This window comes from Streptomyces sp. NPDC033174 (genome assembly GCF_055577795.1).
In genome coordinates this window covers 225,164-242,244 of the sequence record NZ_JBVIPQ010000005.1, presented here as the reverse complement: position 1 = coordinate 242,244, position 17,081 = coordinate 225,164, and the positions used below count along the sequence as shown (strand labels likewise).

10 protein-coding genes are annotated in these 17,081 nt (G+C 69.9%); 6 read left to right on the top strand and 4 right to left on the bottom strand.

Annotated features, from left to right (window positions below):
* The first annotated feature begins 34 nt into the window (after positions 1–34).
* Entirely contained in the window at positions 35–3,832 is a 3,798-nt protein-coding gene (locus tag ACZ5VC_RS17920) for a GH92 family glycosyl hydrolase (protein WP_469120985.1), read from the top strand.
* 158 nt (positions 3,833–3,990) lie between these two features.
* On the opposite strand, the gene acnA is transcribed toward ACZ5VC_RS17920, so the two are convergent.
* Positions 3,991–6,708, bottom strand: coding sequence for an aconitate hydratase AcnA (gene acnA / locus ACZ5VC_RS17915; RefSeq protein WP_469120984.1), 2,718 nt, complete (start codon positions 6,706–6,708; stop codon positions 3,991–3,993).
* A 182-nt stretch (positions 6,709–6,890) separates the two neighbouring features.
* Positions 6,891–7,901 (bottom strand): LacI family DNA-binding transcriptional regulator, encoded by a 1,011-nt coding sequence (locus ACZ5VC_RS17910; protein ID WP_469120983.1) that lies wholly within the window; start codon positions 7,899–7,901, stop codon positions 6,891–6,893.
* Between the two features lie 123 nt (positions 7,902–8,024).
* Between ACZ5VC_RS17910 and ACZ5VC_RS17905 the strand changes: the two genes are divergently transcribed.
* From ACZ5VC_RS17905 to ACZ5VC_RS17885, 5 genes are all read left to right on the top strand, one after another.
* On the top strand, positions 8,025–9,944 hold the full coding sequence (locus ACZ5VC_RS17905) for an amidohydrolase (protein ID WP_469120982.1): 1,920 nt from the start codon (positions 8,025–8,027) through the stop codon (positions 9,942–9,944).
* 71 nt (positions 9,945–10,015) lie between these two features.
* Positions 10,016–10,465, top strand: a complete 450-nt coding sequence (locus ACZ5VC_RS17900; RefSeq protein WP_469120981.1) for a VOC family protein — start codon at positions 10,016–10,018, stop codon at positions 10,463–10,465.
* On the top strand, positions 10,422–11,951 hold the full coding sequence (locus ACZ5VC_RS17895; protein ID WP_469120980.1) for a helix-turn-helix domain-containing protein: 1,530 nt from the start codon (positions 10,422–10,424) through the stop codon (positions 11,949–11,951). The genes ACZ5VC_RS17900 and ACZ5VC_RS17895 overlap by 44 nt, the downstream gene beginning before the upstream one ends.
* Before the next feature lie 669 nt (positions 11,952–12,620).
* Positions 12,621–13,304, top strand: a complete 684-nt coding sequence (locus ACZ5VC_RS17890) for a RibD family protein (protein WP_469120979.1) — start codon at positions 12,621–12,623, stop codon at positions 13,302–13,304.
* A complete protein-coding gene (locus ACZ5VC_RS17885; RefSeq protein ID WP_469120978.1) occupies positions 13,301–13,753 on the top strand; it encodes a cytidine/deoxycytidylate deaminase family protein in 453 nt (150 codons plus the stop codon). The genes ACZ5VC_RS17890 and ACZ5VC_RS17885 overlap by 4 nt, the downstream gene beginning before the upstream one ends.
* A 607-nt stretch (positions 13,754–14,360) precedes the next feature.
* Here ACZ5VC_RS17885 and ACZ5VC_RS17880 read toward each other — a convergent pair.
* Both ACZ5VC_RS17880 and ACZ5VC_RS17875 read right to left on the bottom strand, forming a co-directional pair.
* Complete coding sequence (locus ACZ5VC_RS17880; protein ID WP_469120977.1) at positions 14,361–15,914, bottom strand: MFS transporter; 1,554 nt, start codon at positions 15,912–15,914, stop codon at positions 14,361–14,363.
* Positions 15,915–16,051: 137 nt separating this feature from the next.
* The gene (locus ACZ5VC_RS17875; protein WP_469120976.1) at positions 16,052–17,053 is read right to left on the bottom strand and encodes a proline racemase family protein; all 1,002 of its coding nucleotides are present in this window, start codon (positions 17,051–17,053) and stop codon (positions 16,052–16,054) included.
* Positions 17,054–17,081 lie beyond the last annotated feature (28 nt).

Below are 17,081 nucleotides of genomic sequence, written 5' to 3'. Positions count from 1 at the left end.
TGTCCAGCCGTTTGGGCAGGAGATACCACTCGCCATGCACAGACACCTCCCCGCGGCCGCCCTGCTGGTGGCCACCGCCCTGATCGTGGGCGGCGCACCCTCGACCGCCGTGGCCCTGCCGGGCCGACCCGACGCGCCGGAGGGGGAGTTCAGCTCCTCGTTCGAAGCGGGAGAACCTCAGCCGACCTGGCGCAATACCGTTGAAACGGGACCGGACGGAACGAAGCGCTCCTCCGGCGTCGACGGCGGCTTCGCGACCGGGATACCGGGCAATGTCACCGACAAGGTGGTGGACGTCCGGGCCAACGGGGAGAACGCGGGCTCCGGCGAGACCAAGGAAAATCTCGTCGACCTCCAACCGGGCACCAAATGGCTGGTGTTCGAACCGACGGGATGGGTCGAATTCGACCTGGACGAACCCACCAAGGTGGTCACGTACGCGCTGACTTCGGCGAACGACGCGGCCGAACGCGACCCGAAGGACTGGACGCTCAAGGGCTCCACCGACGGCAAGGACTGGAAGGTCCTGGACAGCCGGCAGGACCAGACCTTCGGGAAGCGCTTCGAGACCAGGAGCTTCTCCACCGACGGCGCGGCGGGCGCGGCGCCGTACGCCCACTACCGGCTGGAGATCACCAGGAACAACGGCGCTTCCGGCATCACACAGCTCGCCGACGTCCAGTTCTCGAACGGCGACACCTCCTCGCCCGCCCCCGAGGACATGCGCACCCTGACCGACCGGGGCCCGGGCGGCTCCCCCACCGCCAAGGCGAACGCGGGTTTCACCGGCAAGCGGACACTGCGCTACGCCGGTACGCACAAGCCCGGCGGCCGGGCCTACTCGTACAACAAGGTCTTCGACGTGAACACGGCCGTCGGCCGGAACACCGAGCTGTCCTACCGGATCTTCCCCTCCCTGCCGGAGACGGACCTCAACTACCCCGCGACGAACGTGGCGGTGGACCTGGCCTTCACCGACGGCACCTATCTGAGCGAGCTGCGGGCCGTCGACCGTCACGGCGGAGCGCTGACCCCGCAGGGCCAGGGCGCGGCCAAGCGCCTCTATGTCAACCAGTGGAACCAGGTCGACTCGGGGATCGGTTCCGTGGCGGCCGGCAAGACCGTCGACCGGATCCTGGTCGCGTACGACTCTCCCAAGGGTCCGGCGAAGTTCCAGGGCTGGATCGACGACATCACGCTCAGGGGGAAGGCCCCCGAGAAGCGCCTCGCACACCTGTCGGACTACGCGTCGACGACCCGGGGCACCCACTCCAGTGGCTCCTTCTCCCGGGGCAACACCTTCCCCGCCACGGCCGTGCCGCACGGTTTCAACTTCTGGACGCCGGTGACCAACGCGGCTTCCAAGACCTGGCTGTACGAGTACGCGCGCGGGAACAACGCGGACAACCTGCCCACCATCCAGGCTTTCGCGGCCAGCCACGAGCCGAGTCCGTGGATGGGCGACCGGCAGACCTTCCAGCTGATGCCGTCGGCGGCGTCCGGCACGCCCGACACCTCACGCACCGCGCGCGCCCTTCCCTTCCGGCATGAGAAGGAGAGCGCCACACCGCACTACTACGGTGTGACGTTCGAGAACGGCCTCAAGACCGAGCTGACCCCGTCCGACCACGCGGCGATGATGCGGTTCACCTATCCCGGGGAGGACGCGTCCGTTCTCTTCGACAACGTCACCGACGAGGGCGGCCTCACGCTCGACCCGGCGACGAGTTCCTTCAGCGGCTTCTCCGACGTGAAGAGCGGTCTGTCCACCGGCGCCACACGCATGTTCGTGTATGGCGTCTTCGACGCTCCGGTCACCGCGTCCGCCGCGCAGGGCGTCAAGGGACATCTGCGGTTCGAAGCGGGCTCGGACCGTACGGTGACGTTGCGCATCGCCACGTCACTGATCAGCCTGGACCAGGCGAAGGCCAACCTGTCCGCCGAGATTCCCTCCGGGTCGCGCTTCGAGCGGGTCCGGGACAAGGCGCGGGACGCCTGGGACGGTGTCCTCGGCCGGGTCGAGGTGGAGGGTGCCACCCGCGACCAGCTGGTGACGCTCTACTCCAGCCTCTACCGGCTCTACCTCTACCCCAACTCCGGTTTCGAGAAGGTCGGCGGGAAGCACCAGTACGCCAGCCCCTTCTCCCCGATGACCGGTCCGGACACCCCGACCCGCACCGGCGCGAAGATCGTCGACGGGGAGGTCTACGTCAACAACGGCTTCTGGGACACCTACCGCACGACCTGGCCCGCCTACTCCTTCCTCACCCCGAAGAAGGCCGGCGAGCTGGTGGACGGCTTCGTCCAGCAGTACAAGGACGGCGGCTGGATCTCCCGCTGGTCCTCACCCGGCTACGCCGACCTGATGACCGGAACCTCGTCGGACGTCGCCTTCGCCGACGCGTACGTCAAGGGCGTGGACTTCGACGCGGAGGCCGCGTACGAGGCGGCGCTGAAGAACGCGACGGTCACGCCGCCGAGCCGGGGGGTGGGACGCAAGGGAATGGAGACCTCCCCCTTCCTCGGCTACGCCTCCACCGAGACCCACGAGGGCCTGTCGTGGTCCCTGGAGGGCTATCTCAACGACTACGGCGTGGGGAAGATGGCCGAGGCCCTCCACAAGAAGACCGGGAAGACGCGTTACAGGGACGAGTCGGCGTACTTCCTCAACCGGGCCCGCAACTACGTCTCGCTGTTCGACTCCAAGGCCGGCTTCTTCCAGGGCCGCGACCTCAAGGGCGACTGGCGGGTCCCCTCCGCCCAGTACGATCCCCGGATCTGGGGCTACGACTACACGGAGACCAACGGCTGGGGCTACGCCTTCACCGCGCCCCAGGACTCGCGCGGCCTCGCCAACCTCTACGGCGGGCGCTCGGCTCTCGGCGAGAAACTGGACGCCTACTTCTCCACCCCGGAGACGGCGAGCCCCGAGTTCGTGGGGTCGTACGGCAGTGTCATCCATGAGATGACAGAGGCACGCGACGTGCGGATGGGCATGTACGGGCACTCCAACCAGGTCGCCCACCACGTCACCTACATGTACAACGCGGCCTCCCAGCCCTGGAAGACGCAGGAGAAGGTCCGTGAGGTGCTCTCGCGGCTCTACACGGGCAGCGAGATCGGCCAGGGCTACCACGGCGACGAGGACAACGGCGAGCAGTCCGCCTGGTACCTCTTCTCGGCGCTCGGCTTCTACCCGCTGGTGATGGGCAGCGGCGAGTACGCGATCGGCTCTCCGCTGTTCACCAAGGCGACCGTGCGCATGGACAACGGCGAGAAGCTCGTCGTGAAGGCCCCGGAGAACAGCTCCCGCAACCTCTACGTCCAGGGGCTGAGGGTCAACGGCAAGGAGTGGAACTCCACCGCCCTGCCGCACGATCTGCTCGCGCGCGGTGGCACCTTGCAGTTCGACATGGGCCCCAGGCCGTCCACGTGGGGCACGGGCGCGAAGGCCGCCCCGGTCTCCCTCACCCAGGACGACAAGGTGCCCTCGCCCCGCCACGACGTGATCACCGGCGCCGGCCCGCTCTTCGACAACACCTCGGCCACGGCGGGCGAGACGGCGGCGGTGGAGCTTCCGGTGGCCGCCGCGGTACGAGCCGTCCAGTACACCCTGACCTCGTCCGACCGGGCCAAGGCGCCGGGGGGCTGGGTGCTCCAGGGCTCGCGGGACGGGACCACCTGGAAGGACCTGGACAAGCGGTCGGGCGAGACGTTCGCCTGGGACCGGCAGACCCGGGTCTTCTCGGTCGGCGCCCCCGGCACGTACGCGAAGTACCGCCTGGTCCCGGTGGGCACGGCGACACTCGCGGAGGTGGAGCTGATCTCCTAGCCGGCGCCGCCGCGACGAATGCGTCGCGGTCGAGCCCGTCCGGGTCGCTGTCGAGGTCCATGGCGCGCAGGACAGGGGCTCGGAAACGACGCGGACCGGCCGCCACCCCGTGCGGGGTGACGGCCGGTCCGTGCGATGGGTGACCTGTGGCCGGTGGGTCAGCCGCGGATCAGGTTGCGCAGCACGTACTGCATGATGCCGCCGTTGCGGTAGTAGTCCGCCTCACCGGGGGTGTCAATGCGGACGACCGCGTCGAACTCCACACCGGTGTCGGTGGTGACCTTGACCGTGCGCGGGGTGGTGCCGTTGTTCAGCTCGGTCACGCCCGTGAAGGAGAAGGTCTCCTCGCCGGTGAGGCCGAGGGTGGCCGCCGAGGCGCCCTCCGGGAACTGGAGCGGCAGGACACCCATGCCGATGAGGTTCGAGCGGTGGATGCGCTCGTACGACTCGGCGATGACGGCCTTGACGCCGAGGAGCGCGGTGCCCTTGGCGGCCCAGTCGCGGGACGAGCCGGAGCCGTACTCCTTGCCGGCCAGGACGACCAGCGGGATGCCCTGGTCGATGTAGTTGCGCGAGGCGTCGTAGATGAACGACACCGGCGCGTCCGGCTGGGTGAAGTCGCGGGTGTAGCCGCCCTCGGTGCCCGGCGCGATCTGGTTGCGCAGGCGGATGTTGGCGAACGTGCCGCGGATCATGACCTCGTGGTTGCCTCGGCGCGAGCCGTAGGAGTTGAAGTCACGACGCTCCACACCGTGCTCGGTGAGGTACTGGCCGGCCGGGGTGTCGGCCTTGATGGCACCGGCAGGGGAGATGTGGTCGGTGGTGACCGAGTCGCCGAGCTTCGCCAGCACGCGCGCGCCGGTGATGTCCTCGACCGGGGTGGTCTCCATCGTCATGCCCTCGAAGTACGGGGGCTTGCGGACGTAGGTGGACTCGGTGTCCCACTCGAAGGTGTTGCCGGTCGGGATCGGCAGCGCCTGCCACTGGGCGTCACCCGCGAAGACGTCCTGGTAGGACTTGTTGAACATGTCCTCGCCGATGGCGTTGGCCACGACGTCGTTGACCTCGGCCTCGGAGGGCCAGATGTCGGCCAGGTAGACCGGCTTGCCCTCGGTGTCGACACCGAGCGCGTCCTTGGTGATGTCCACCTTCATGGAGCCCGCGAGGGCGTACGCGACGACCAGCGGCGGGGAGGCCAGGTAGTTCATCTTGACGTCGGGGTTGATACGGCCCTCGAAGTTCCGGTTGCCGGAGAGGACCGAGGTGACCGCGAGGTCGTGCTCGTTGACGGCCTTGGAGACCTCCTCCGGCAGCGGGCCGGAGTTGCCGATGCAGGTGGTGCAGCCGTAACCGACGAGGTTGAAGCCGACCTTGTCGAGGTAGGGGGTCAGGCCCGCCTTGTCGAAGTAGTCGGTGACGACCTTTGAGCCCGGGGCGAGGGTGGTCTTGACCCACGGCTTGCGGGTCAGGCCCTTCTCGACCGCCTTCTTGGCCACCAGCGCCGCGGCGACCATGACGTACGGGTTCGAGGTGTTGGTGCACGAGGTGATCGCGGCGACGGTGACGGCGCCGTGGTCGATCTCGTAGGTCGAGCCGTCGGCGGCGGTGACCAGGACCGGCTTCGACGGGGCGCCGTTCGGCGTGTTGGCCGGGGCGTCGGAGGCCGGGAAGGACTCCTTGCCCGCCTCGTCGACGTCGTCGACGTAGTTACGCACGTCCTGGGCGAACTGCTGGGCGGCGTTCGCCAGGACGATGCGGTCCTGCGGGCGCTTCGGGCCGGCGATGGAGGGGACGACCGTGGAGAGGTCGAGCTCCAGCTTCTCGGAGAAGTCGGGCTCGGCGGCCGGGTCGAGCCAGAGGCCCTGCTCCTTGGCGTACGCCTCGACGAGCGCGACCTGCTGCTCGCTGCGGCCGGTCAGCTTCAGGTACTTCAGCGTCTCGCCGTCGATCGGGAAGATCGCGGCGGTGGAGCCGAACTCCGGCGACATGTTGCCGATGGTGGCGCGGTTGGCGAGGGAGGTGGCGGCGACGCCCTCACCGTAGAACTCGACGAACTTGCCGACGACGCCGTGCTTGCGCAGCATCTCGGTGATCGTGAGGACCAGGTCGGTGGCGGTGGTGCCGGCCGGCAGCTCGCCGGTCAGCTTGAAGCCGACGACGCGCGGGATGAGCATGGAGACCGGCTGGCCGAGCATCGCGGCCTCGGCCTCGATGCCGCCGACGCCCCAGCCGAGCACACCGAGGCCGTTGACCATGGTGGTGTGCGAGTCGGTGCCGACGAGGGTGTCGGGGTACGCCTGGCCGCCCCGGACCATGACCGTACGGGCCAGGTGCTCGATGTTGACCTGGTGGACGATGCCGGTGCCGGGCGGGACGACCTTGAACTCGTCGAAGGCGGTCTGGCCCCAGCGCAGGAACTGGTAGCGCTCCTTGTTGCGGCCGTACTCCAGCTCGACGTTCTGGCCGAAGGCGTCCTTCGTACCGAACTTGTCGGCGATGACGGAGTGGTCGATGACCAGCTCGGCGGGGGCGAGCGGGTTGATCTTCGCCGGGTCGCCGCCGAGCTCCTTGACGGCCTCACGCATGGTGGCGAGGTCGACGACACAGGGCACACCGGTGAAGTCCTGCATGATCACGCGGGCCGGCGTGAACTGGATCTCCTGGCTGGGCTGTGCCTGGGAGTCCCAGTTGCCGAGGGCCCGGATGTGGTCGGCGGTGATGTTCGCGCCGTCCTCGGTGCGGAGCAGGTTCTCCAGCAGCACCTTCAGGCTGTAAGGGAGGCGCGCGGAGCCCTCGACCTTGTCCAGCTTGAAGATCTCGTACGACTCGTCGCCCACGCGCAGCGTGCTGCGGGCGTCGAAGCTGTTCGCCGACACGACAGTCTCCTTCTTCAATGTGCGCGTATCTACCGCGCTGCGTCAGATATGCGGCTGACGCCGCGTGGTCCTGCCGCCACGGGCTCCTCGCCGGTCCGCTAAGGTAAGACTTAGTAAGGCAATCCTTACCGGGGCGGCTGTGGTGCGTCTTCGGGCAGATATCTCGATGTCGAGATAACACACTAGTACATCCCCGCGCCGTGCGACGAGGCGCGCACCCGCAGAGCGGCGGGGACGACGACCGGTTGTGGCGATTCGCCCTGTCCGGGCTCGATGAGCCGTGTCAGCAAGGCCACGGCGGTACCCGCTGTGACCTCGGGACGCAGGGTCACCGTGCTCACCGGTGGATCGGTCTCCGCGTATCCAGGATCCTCGCTGGCGCACACCACGCGCAGCACATCGGGCACGGCGATTCGGTGGCGCGCGGCGGCCGCGAGCAGCTGACGGCCGCCGGGGTCGTAGATCGAGTAGACGGCGTCGGGCCGGACCGTCGGGTCGCGGCTCAGCAGCGCGTCGAAGGCATGGCCCCCGTCGTCGTGCGGATCGAAGGTGACGAGGAGCGGACGCCTGCGGCGCTCCGCGCACCAGGCTTCGTACGTCTCGGTCACGGTGGTGGTGCAGTGGTCGCGGCCGAAGCCCGCGTGGAGCGCGACGCGCTCGGACCCGGCCGCCGCGAGATGGTCGAGCACCTCGCGGGTGGTGGCCCGGTGGTCGTTGTCGACCCAGAGGTCGCCCGGGAGCGGGTCTCCCGGCACCCCGTCGAAGACCAGGGGGACGCCCCGGGCGCGCAGGGCACGGAGCACCGGGTCGCCGACCGGGCTGTCCATGATCAGCATTCCGTCGACGGCGAGGGTGTGCCAGAGCGACTCGGCACCCCGCTGCGTGGGCAGGGTGGTGAGCGCGAAGCCATGGGCATGGGCGGCGGCGGTCGCGGCGGTCAGGGCGCGGGAGAAGAAGGGAACGGCGGTGATGTTCCAGGGGACGCCGGCGAAGGTGGTGACGGCGACGCCGAGCGTACGGGTGCGGGTCGCCCGCGGCGGGCCGTAGCCGAGGGCGACGGCGACGTCCCGGACCCGGCGCCTGGTGGCCTCGCCCAGCCGGCCCGTGCCGTTGAGGGCATGGGACACGGTCGCCGTCGACACCTCGGCGGCGCGGGCGATGTCGGCGAGGGTGGGTCCGGACACGCGCGTCATCGTACGGATTCCATGGCCCGGCGGGGAGTCGGCCGCGGGAATCCGTCGTCCGGGGCGGCTACTGGTTAAGGGGTTAATCACCGAGGGTTCAGGCCACAGCCACCCTCGCCTCCAGGAGTGCTCATGACGTCCTCTCTCTCCCGGCGCACCGTGCTGGCCGCGGGCGCGGCCGGCCTGGTCGGTAGCGCGGCGGCGCCCGCCGCCGCGCTGTCGGCGCCCGGCTCCGCGGCGCCCGCCCCGGCCGCGCGGAGGTCCGTACGGAGCTCGTCCGCCTCGCTGATCGTGCACAACGCCCGGGTGTTCACCGGACTCTCCGGCTCCCGTCCCGTCGAGGCCGTCGCCGTCGGCCGCGACGGCCGGATCGTCGCCACCGGCCGCGGAAACGAACTGCGCCGGCTCATCGGCCGGGACACCGAGGTGGTCGACGCGCGCGGCGGCACCGTGATGAGCGGCATCCACGACGGCCATGTCCACCCCCTGGCGGCGGGCAAGCGCTCACTGCGGCCCTCGCTGGAGGGCGCGGAGACGACCGAGGCCGAGCTCCGGGAGACCCTGACCGGCTTCCTGAAGGACTCCCCCGGCCAGGAGCCGGACGGCTGGCTGGTGGTGGAGGACTGGAACCCGATCGGCCTGCTGCCCCAGGGCACCGCCCCGCACCACACCATGCTCGACGCCCTGCCCACCCGGCGCCCGGTCGCCCTCGTCGGCGGTGACGGACACAACGTCTGGGTCAACGCCCGCGCAATGGAGATCGCCGGGATCACCTCCTCGACGCCCGACCCGGTCGGCGGAAAGATCGTCAAGGGAGCGGACGGCAGGCCGACCGGAGTACTCAAGGACGACGCCCAGCCGCTGGTGACGCGTCACATTCCGGAGCCCGGTGAGGCGGACCTGGTCGCGGCGTGCGCCCGGGTCCTCGCCCAGGCCGCGGCCTCCGGGGTCACCACGATGATGGATGCCTGGGTCACACGCGGGGAGCTGGTGACGTACCGGGCGCTGGCGGCGGCGGGGAAGCTGCCGCAGCGTGTCGTACCGGCCATCCGGATCGAGGCGGACCGGGCGAAGGACCCGGCCGGCTCGCTGGCGTACGCCCGGGCGCTGCGGCGGGAGTTCGAGGATGTCCCCGGTCTGCGCTTCGGCATGATCAAGGTGTTCCTGGACGGTGTGATCGAGTACCCGGCGCAGACGGCCGCGCTGCTGGAGCCCTATCTGGACGGCCGGGGAGGAGCGACGAACAATCGGGGTGAACTGTATGTTTCAGGGCACGACTACGGTCGGCTGACGGCCACCTTCAACCGGGCGGGCTGGCAGATGCACGCCCATGGCCTCGGTGACCGCGCGGTCCGCACGGCGCTGGACGGCTACGCCCACGCGCGTCGCGCGACCGGGCTGCGCGACGCGCGCAACACCGTCGCCCATCTGCAGCTGGTCGACCCCGCGGACCTCCGGCGCTTCGCCGAGCTGGGTGTCGTGGCGTGCATGCAGTTGCAGTGGGCCGCCGAGGACACCTGGACGATGGAGGCGCTGTTGCCGTACATCGGGCCGGAGCGGCACCGCTGGATGTATCCGGCGCGGAGCCTGGAGCGGCACGGCGCGCGGCTGTCCGGCGGCTCGGACTGGCCGGTCGACCCGCTCCAGGTGTGGAACCAGGTGCGCACGGCGATCGACCGGCGCGGTGCGCACGGCGAGGGCGAGCTCCACCGCGAGCTGGAGGGCCTCGGGCGCGCCTCGGCGCTGCGGATGCATACGTACGGCACGGCGTGGCAGTTGCGCATGGACCGGCTGACCGGCACCGTCCAGCGGGGCCGCGCGGCGGATCTGGTGGTCCTCGACCGCGATGTGACGCGTTGTCCGGTGGAGGACATCAGCGACACACGGGCCGAGCTGACGCTGGTCGGCGGGCGGGTCGTGCACGACGCGCACTCGGTGACCGGGAGTGCCGCGGCCGCGGGACTGGCCCGGGCCGAGGCGGGCCCCAGGCCGGCCTCGTACACGGCGGTCCACGGCGGAAGGCACCGGGCCTGCGGCTGCGGACAGGACTGACCGGTCACATGTGACCCCCGGACGGCCGCGGCGAGTTTGCCGCGGCCGGCGGGCGGGCTGAGGATCACACCATGTTCAGCGGCGCACATGTGATTCTCTACACGCGGGACGCGGACGCGGATCGGGCCTTCCTCAAGGACGTGCTGGGCTTCGACCACGTCGACGCCGGGCGCGGCTGGCTCATCTTCGCGCTGCCGCCGGCGGAGGTCGCCGTTCATCCCACGGCGGGCGAGCCGAAGCACGAGCTGTATCTGATGTGCGACGACATCGCGCGCGTGCTGGACACGCTCGCTCGGCGCGGGGCCGAGATCTCACGGCCCGTCAGCGACCAGGGCTGGGGGCTGCTCGCGGGCGTACGGCTGCCGAGCGGGGCAAACTGCCGCTCTACGAACCGCGTCACCCCACCGCCCACAGCGCGTCACCCTAATGGCTCAGCCCAACGCGAGCACCATCTCATATCTGAGATAACCTGCGGCCATGGCAGACGACTACCTCGTACGCATCGGCAAGCTCATCCGTGACGCCCGGCAGCACCGGGGCTGGACGCAGAGTCAGCTCGCCGAGGCGCTGGCCACAAGCCAGAGCGCCGTCAACCGCATCGAGCGCGGCAACCAGAACATCAGCCTTGAGATGATCGCCCGTATCGGCGAGGCGCTCGACAGTGAAATCGTGTCTCTGGGTTACGCAGGACCCATGCATCTGCGCGTGGTCGGCGGACGCCGGCTCTCCGGCTCCATCGACGTAAAGACCAGTAAGAACGCCTGCGTGGCGCTGCTCTGCGCCTCCCTGCTCAACAAGGGCCGGACGGTCCTGCGCCGGGTGGCCCGCATCGAGGAGGTCTTCCGGCTCCTGGAGGTCCTCAACTCCATCGGCGTACGCACCCGCTGGATCAACGACGGCGTGGACCTCGAAATCGTCCCGCCCGCACAGCTCGACATGGAGGCGATCGACGCCGAGGCGGCGCGCCGCACCCGCTCGATCATCATGTTCCTGGGTCCGCTGCTGCACCGGCTCGACCACTTCAAGCTGCCGTACGCCGGCGGCTGCGACCTCGGCACACGGACCATCGAGCCGCACATGATCGCGCTGCGCCGGTTCGGCCTGGACATCACCGCGACCGAGGGGCTCTACCACGCCCAGGTCGAGGCGTCCGTCGCGCCGGACCGCCCGATCGTCCTCACCGAGCGCGGCGACACCGTGACCGAGAACGCCCTCCTCGCCGCGGCCCGCCACCACGGGGTGACGGTCATCCGCAACGCGTCCTCCAACTACATGGTCCAGGACCTGTGCTTCTTCCTCGAGGCGCTGGGCGTACGGGTCGACGGCATCGGCTCGACGACGCTGACCGTGCACGGCGTCCCGAACATCGACGTGGACGTCGACTACTCGCCCTCCGAGGACCCGGTCGAGGCGATGAGCCTGCTGGCGGCGGCCGTGGTGACCGAGTCCCGGCTGACGATCCGGCGGGTGCCGATCGAGTTCCTCGAGATCGAGCTCGCCGTCCTGGAGGAGATGGGGCTCGACCACGACCGCACCGCGGAGTACCCGGCGGACAACGGCCGCACCCGGCTGGTGGATCTGACGGTCCGGCCCTCCAAGCTGGAGGCGCCGATCGACAAGATCCACCCGATGCCGTTCCCGGGCCTGAACATCGACAACGTGCCCTTCTTCGCCGCGATCGCGGCGGCGGCCCAGGGCAAGACCCTGATCCACGACTGGGTCTACGACAACCGTGCGATCTACCTCACCGATCTCAACCGGCTGGGCGGCCGCCTGCAGCTCCTGGACCCGCACCGCGTCCTGGTGGAGGGCCCGACCCGCTGGCGCGCGGCGGAGATGATGTGCCCGCCCGCGCTGCGGCCGGCGGTGGTGGTGCTCCTCGCGATGATGGCGGCGGAGGGCACGTCGGTGCTGCGGAACGTGTACGTCATCAACCGGGGGTACGAGGATCTGGCGGAGCGGCTGAACTCGGTCGGCGCGCAGATCGAGATCTTCCGGGACATTTAAGTACGCCGCAGGTCAGGACGCTTTCCCGCCCTCCTGGGCCGCCTGTGGGCCGTCGCCGGTGTCTCTCTCTCTCCCCCCCCCGGATCCGGCTGGTCGGGCGTCGGGGCGCCCAGGCGTCCTCGCATCCGCAGGTATTCGCCCTTCGCCTGTGCGGCGGTGAACAGCCGCTCGATGTGGGCACATGGGCACGCCCTGCGCCAGGACCACGTGATGGCTCAGAGGGCCTACGAGTACCCCCGGGAGCTGCACGCCGTCATGGACCCGGACCCCAACTCCCCGTGGGGCGTCTGGCTGGACGCTGCGTACATCGATTTACAGCGCGCGCACAGCCTCTCAGCGCTGGGAGACCACCGCGGGGCTGCGGAAGGATTCCGGGACGCCATCACGCGACTTCCCGCGGGCTACCACCGGGACGGCGGGAGACGCTATCTCTGGCGCGAGCCGGGGAGCCGGAGCAGGCGGCCACCGTGGGGCTGCAAGCCCTGAGCATTGCGAAGGAGACCGGTTCGGACCGTATCGCGCGGGAGCTTGCCCAGCTCGACAGCACTTTGGATCAATGGCGTACGGTCCCTGGCGTGGCCGACTTCAAGGATGCGCTGACCGAAGCCGTACTGCGCCAGGCCTGGCCTGACTCCCTCTGCACTGACCAGCAACCGAAGGAGACCCCCGATGCCCCGCCCGTACGTCCTGCTCAGCGTGGCCACGTCTGTGGACGGCTACATCGATGACACCAGCACCTCGCGGCTCCTGCTGAGCAACAGCGAGGACTTCGACCGCGTGGACCAGGTACGCGCGGAGTCCGACGCCATCCTGATCGGCGCCGGCACGATGCGCTCCGACAACCCCCGGCTGCTGGTCAACAGCGAGGAGCGGCGCGAAGCTCGAGTGGCGGCGGGGAAGCCTGACTACCCGCTCAAGGTGACCGTCTCCGCGAGCGGTGACCTGGACGCCGACCTGAAGTTCTGGCACCACGGCGGCGACAAGCTCGCCTACACCACGGACGCGGGTGAGGAGAAGCTCCGAGAGCGGCTTGCCGGCCTCGCAGACGTGGTCTCCACCGGCGCGACCATCAACTTCGCGGCCCTGCTGGACGACCTCGGCGCCCGCGGAGTCGAACGGCTGATGGTGGAGGGCGGCGGACAAATCCACACCGCATTCCTCTCCCAGGGGCTGGCCGACGAAATCCACCTGGCCATCGCCCCCTTGGTCGTCGGCGACGCAGGCGCCCCCCGCTTCCTGAACCCCGCCAGCTACCCGGGCGGCTCCGCCCGCCGCATACACCTCGCCGAGGCCAGCACCATCGGCGACGTGGTCCTTCTCCGCTACCTGCCGAAGCAGGAGGGTCCCGCGTGAATCACGCCAACGATGCGACCTGGATGGAGCGGGCCATCGAACTCTCCCGCAAGTGCCCGCCGGCGGAAGGCGCCTTCTCGGTCGGCGCCATCATCGTGGGCGCCGACGGCGAGGAGCTTGCCCACGGCTACTCCCGCGAGACGGACGCCCACGTCCACGCCGAGGAATCGGCCCTAGCCAAGCTCCACGTGGACGACTCGCGCCTGGCCGGCGCCACGCTCTACAGCACCCTGGAGCCCTGCTCCGAGCGCAAGTCCCGCCCCCTCACATGCACCCAGCTGATCCTCCGCTCCCCGCTCCGTCGCGTGGTCATCGCCTGGCGCGAGCCGAGCCTCCTGGTGGCCGACTGCGTGGGAGTGGAGACCCTCCGTGCTGAGAACATCGAGGTCGTGGAGCTCTCTGGACTGACCGCACAGGCCCGTGCGGTGAACGCCCATCTCCTGATGTAGCAAGGCGTCCGGCCTGCCCGGCTGGGCCGCTGACCTGTTGTGGGGGCTTCCGGACGGCGCTCATCCCTCATGCGTGGCGATGAAAGCGTCTCTACGCCGTCGCGGCGCCGCGCAAGCGTGGCGCGCGGCCCACGGCGTGAGCCGCGCGCCCGTCTCCGCGCCGGCGCGGCCAGCCATCGGCACGGGCCCTGACGATGAGCCACCCAAACACGCGAGAAGCGAACTGTGGTTCCGGCGGCCCTGGCGTGCTGCAGGCATGGCGAGGCGGCGGAGGCCGCCCCTGGGTACCTGGCCTACTGGAACTCGCGAGGCGCGTGGGGCTTCCGGAGCCGTGTGTCCACTGCACACCCGGGCCGTCCCTGGGCCGTCCGAGGGTGGCCCGGGGGGGACCGGCAATGACCAGTGATGACCTCTACCCTGCTGGTCAGGGGCGGTGCTGGATATGTTCCCTCAGATCGCAGCGCCGCGCGGTAAGTCCCGGGACATCTGACGCATCCGGGCCCCGGGAACCGAGCCCCGGGGCCGCTGAAGGACCGTTGACCTACAACCTCTCGTCGGGCGCCGCGCCTTCCCGTACCCCGCCGCGGCGGGGCCCCGAGGCGTGAGGTCAGGCCTGTCCGACGCCCGGGCCGATGCCGCCCTTGAGGCGTTCGATGTCTCCGGGGCGGACCTGGATCACGAAGAGGGCGATCAGTGCCGCGATGATCGCGAGCCCCGCCGCGACGACGAAGGCGGCCGAGACGCCGGAGGTCAGGATGTGATCGCCCCACGGCGCCGGGAGCTGACCGGTCTGCCGGAACTCGAGGCGCTGCGCCGGGGTCGCGTGGGCGATGAAGTCGGGGACCTGCTTGTCGGCCTCGTTGCGGCTGACCGTGCCGAAGACGGTGACCAGGATCGAGAGCCCCAGGGAACCACCCACCTGCTGCGTCGCGTTGAGCATGCCCGACGCCGCGCCGGTCTCGTGCGGGGGCACATTGGAGACCGCCATCAACGTCACGGAAACGAACTGCATCCCCATGCCGAGACCGAAGACCAGCATCGGACCGAGAACGCTGCCCAGATAGGTGGAGTGGACGTCGGTGAGGGTCAGCCAGGACAGGCCGCCCGCCGCCAGGATGGCGCCGGTGACCATGAAGGGCTTCGGCCCGTACTTGGGCAGGAGCTGGGAAGCCAGCCCCGCGCCCACCGCGATGATCGCGCTGACCGGCAGGAAGGCGAGGCCGGCCCGGAGCGGGCTGAAGTCCAGCACGTTCTGCACGAAGAGCGTCAGGAAGAAGAACATGCCGAACATCGCGGCGGCGAGGCTGATCATGATGCCGTACGTGCCCGAGCGGTTGCGGTCGGCGAACATGTGCAGGGGTGTGATCGGCTGCCTGGAGCGGCGTTCGATCAGGATGAAGGCCGCGAGCAGCACCACGGCGATGCCGAAGGACGCCAGGGTGAGGGGCTCCCGCCAGCCTTCCTGGGCGGCCCGGATGAATCCGTAGACCAGCGCCACCATGCCGAGCGTGGAGGTCAGGGCCCCGGCCAGGTCGAAGTGGCCCGGATGCCGTTCGGACTCCTTGATGTAGCGCGGCGTCGCGAAGGCGATCAGCAGGCCGATCGGCACGTTGACGAAGAACACCCAGCGCCAGTCGAGCCACTCGACGAGGAGGCCACCGGCGAGCAGCCCGATCGCGCTGCCGCCCGCGGAGACGGCGGCGAACACGCCGAACGCCCGGTTGCGGGCCGGTCCTTCACTGAACGTGGTGGTGACCAGCGCCAGGGACGTCGGCGAGATGATCGCGCCGCCGACGCCCTGCACGGCGCGGGCGGCGAGGAGTTGGCCGGAGTTCTGTGCCAGACCGCCGAGCAGTGAGGCGAGGACGAACAGCAGCAGACCGACGATGAGGACCCGGCGTCTTCCCAGGACGTCACCTGCGCGGCCACCGAGCAGCAGCAGACCGCCGAAGGTGAGCGTGTAGGCGTTGACGACCCAGGACAGGCTCGTCGTGGAGAAGTTCAGCGAGTTCTGGATGTGCGGCAGGGCGATGTTCACGATGGTGATGTCGAGGACCACCATCAGCTGGCACGAGGCGATGACGAGAAGGGCCATTCCGTTGCCGCCGCCCCGTTCCGGGGCGTCGGTTCTGGTGGTCTTCGTCGGCTTGGGAGTCCTCATGGCACATCGCGCCCTGGCGGAGGGGCCGTGGACGGGTCCGCCCACCATTCGACCGTAAGCCCGGCTCCCAGGGCCCACCAATCGATCAAGCGCGGGCCCCCGGCACCGATCGGCGGAGGGATGCCGGGGGGCGGGTGTCAGAGCTGGAAGCCGGCGGGGAACGGGTCGTCCGGATCGAGGAAGTACTGGGCGGTTCCGGTGATCCAGGCCCGACCGGTCACGGTCGGCACCACGGCGGGCAACCCCCCGACCGAGGTTTCCGCGACGAGGCGCCCGGTGAACTCCGTACCGATGAAGGACTCGTTGACGAAGTCGCGGCCGAGGGGCAGTTCGCCGCGTGCGTGGAGTTGTGCCATACGGGCCGAGGTGCCGGTCCCGCAGGGTGAGCGGTCGAACCAGCCGGGGTGGATCGCCATCGCGTGCCGGGAGCGGGTGGCGTCGGAGCCGGGAGCGGCGAGATAGACGTGCTTGACGCCGTTGATCTCCGGGTTCTCCGGGTGGACCGGCCGGTCCGTGGCGTTGATGGCGTCCATCACGGCGAGACCGGCGGCGAGCAGGTCGTCCTTGCGGGCGCGGTCGAAGGGCAGGCCGAGGTCGTCCAGGGAGACGAAGGCGTAGAAGTTGCCGCCGTATGCGATGTCATAGGTGACCGTGCCATGTCCTGGTACGCGGACCTTGCGGTCGAGCGCGAGGCAGAACGCGGGCACATTGGTGAGGGTCACGGCCTTGGCCACGCCGTCCTCGACCCGCACGTCGACGGAGACCAGGCCCGCCGGGGTGTCGAGGCGGACCGTGGTGACGGGTTCCGTGACGGGCACCATGCCGGTCTCCACCAGCACGGTGGCCACCCCGATGGTGCCGTGACCGCACATGGGGAGGAGCCCGGAGACCTCGATGAACAGGACGCCGTAGTCCGCGTCGGGGCGCGTGGGCGGCTGGAGGATGGCGCCGCTCATCGCGGCGTGGCCACGCGGCTCGTACATGAGCAGGGTGCGGACGTGGTCGAGATGATCGATGAAGTGGCGCCGCCGCTCGGCCATGGTGGCGCCGGGTACGACGCCGACGCCGCCGGTGATGACACGGGTCGGCATGCCTTCGGTGTGCGAGTCGACTGCGTGGTAGACGTGCCGGGTGCGCATGTCCCCTCCTTGTCCGTTCTGCTGTTCC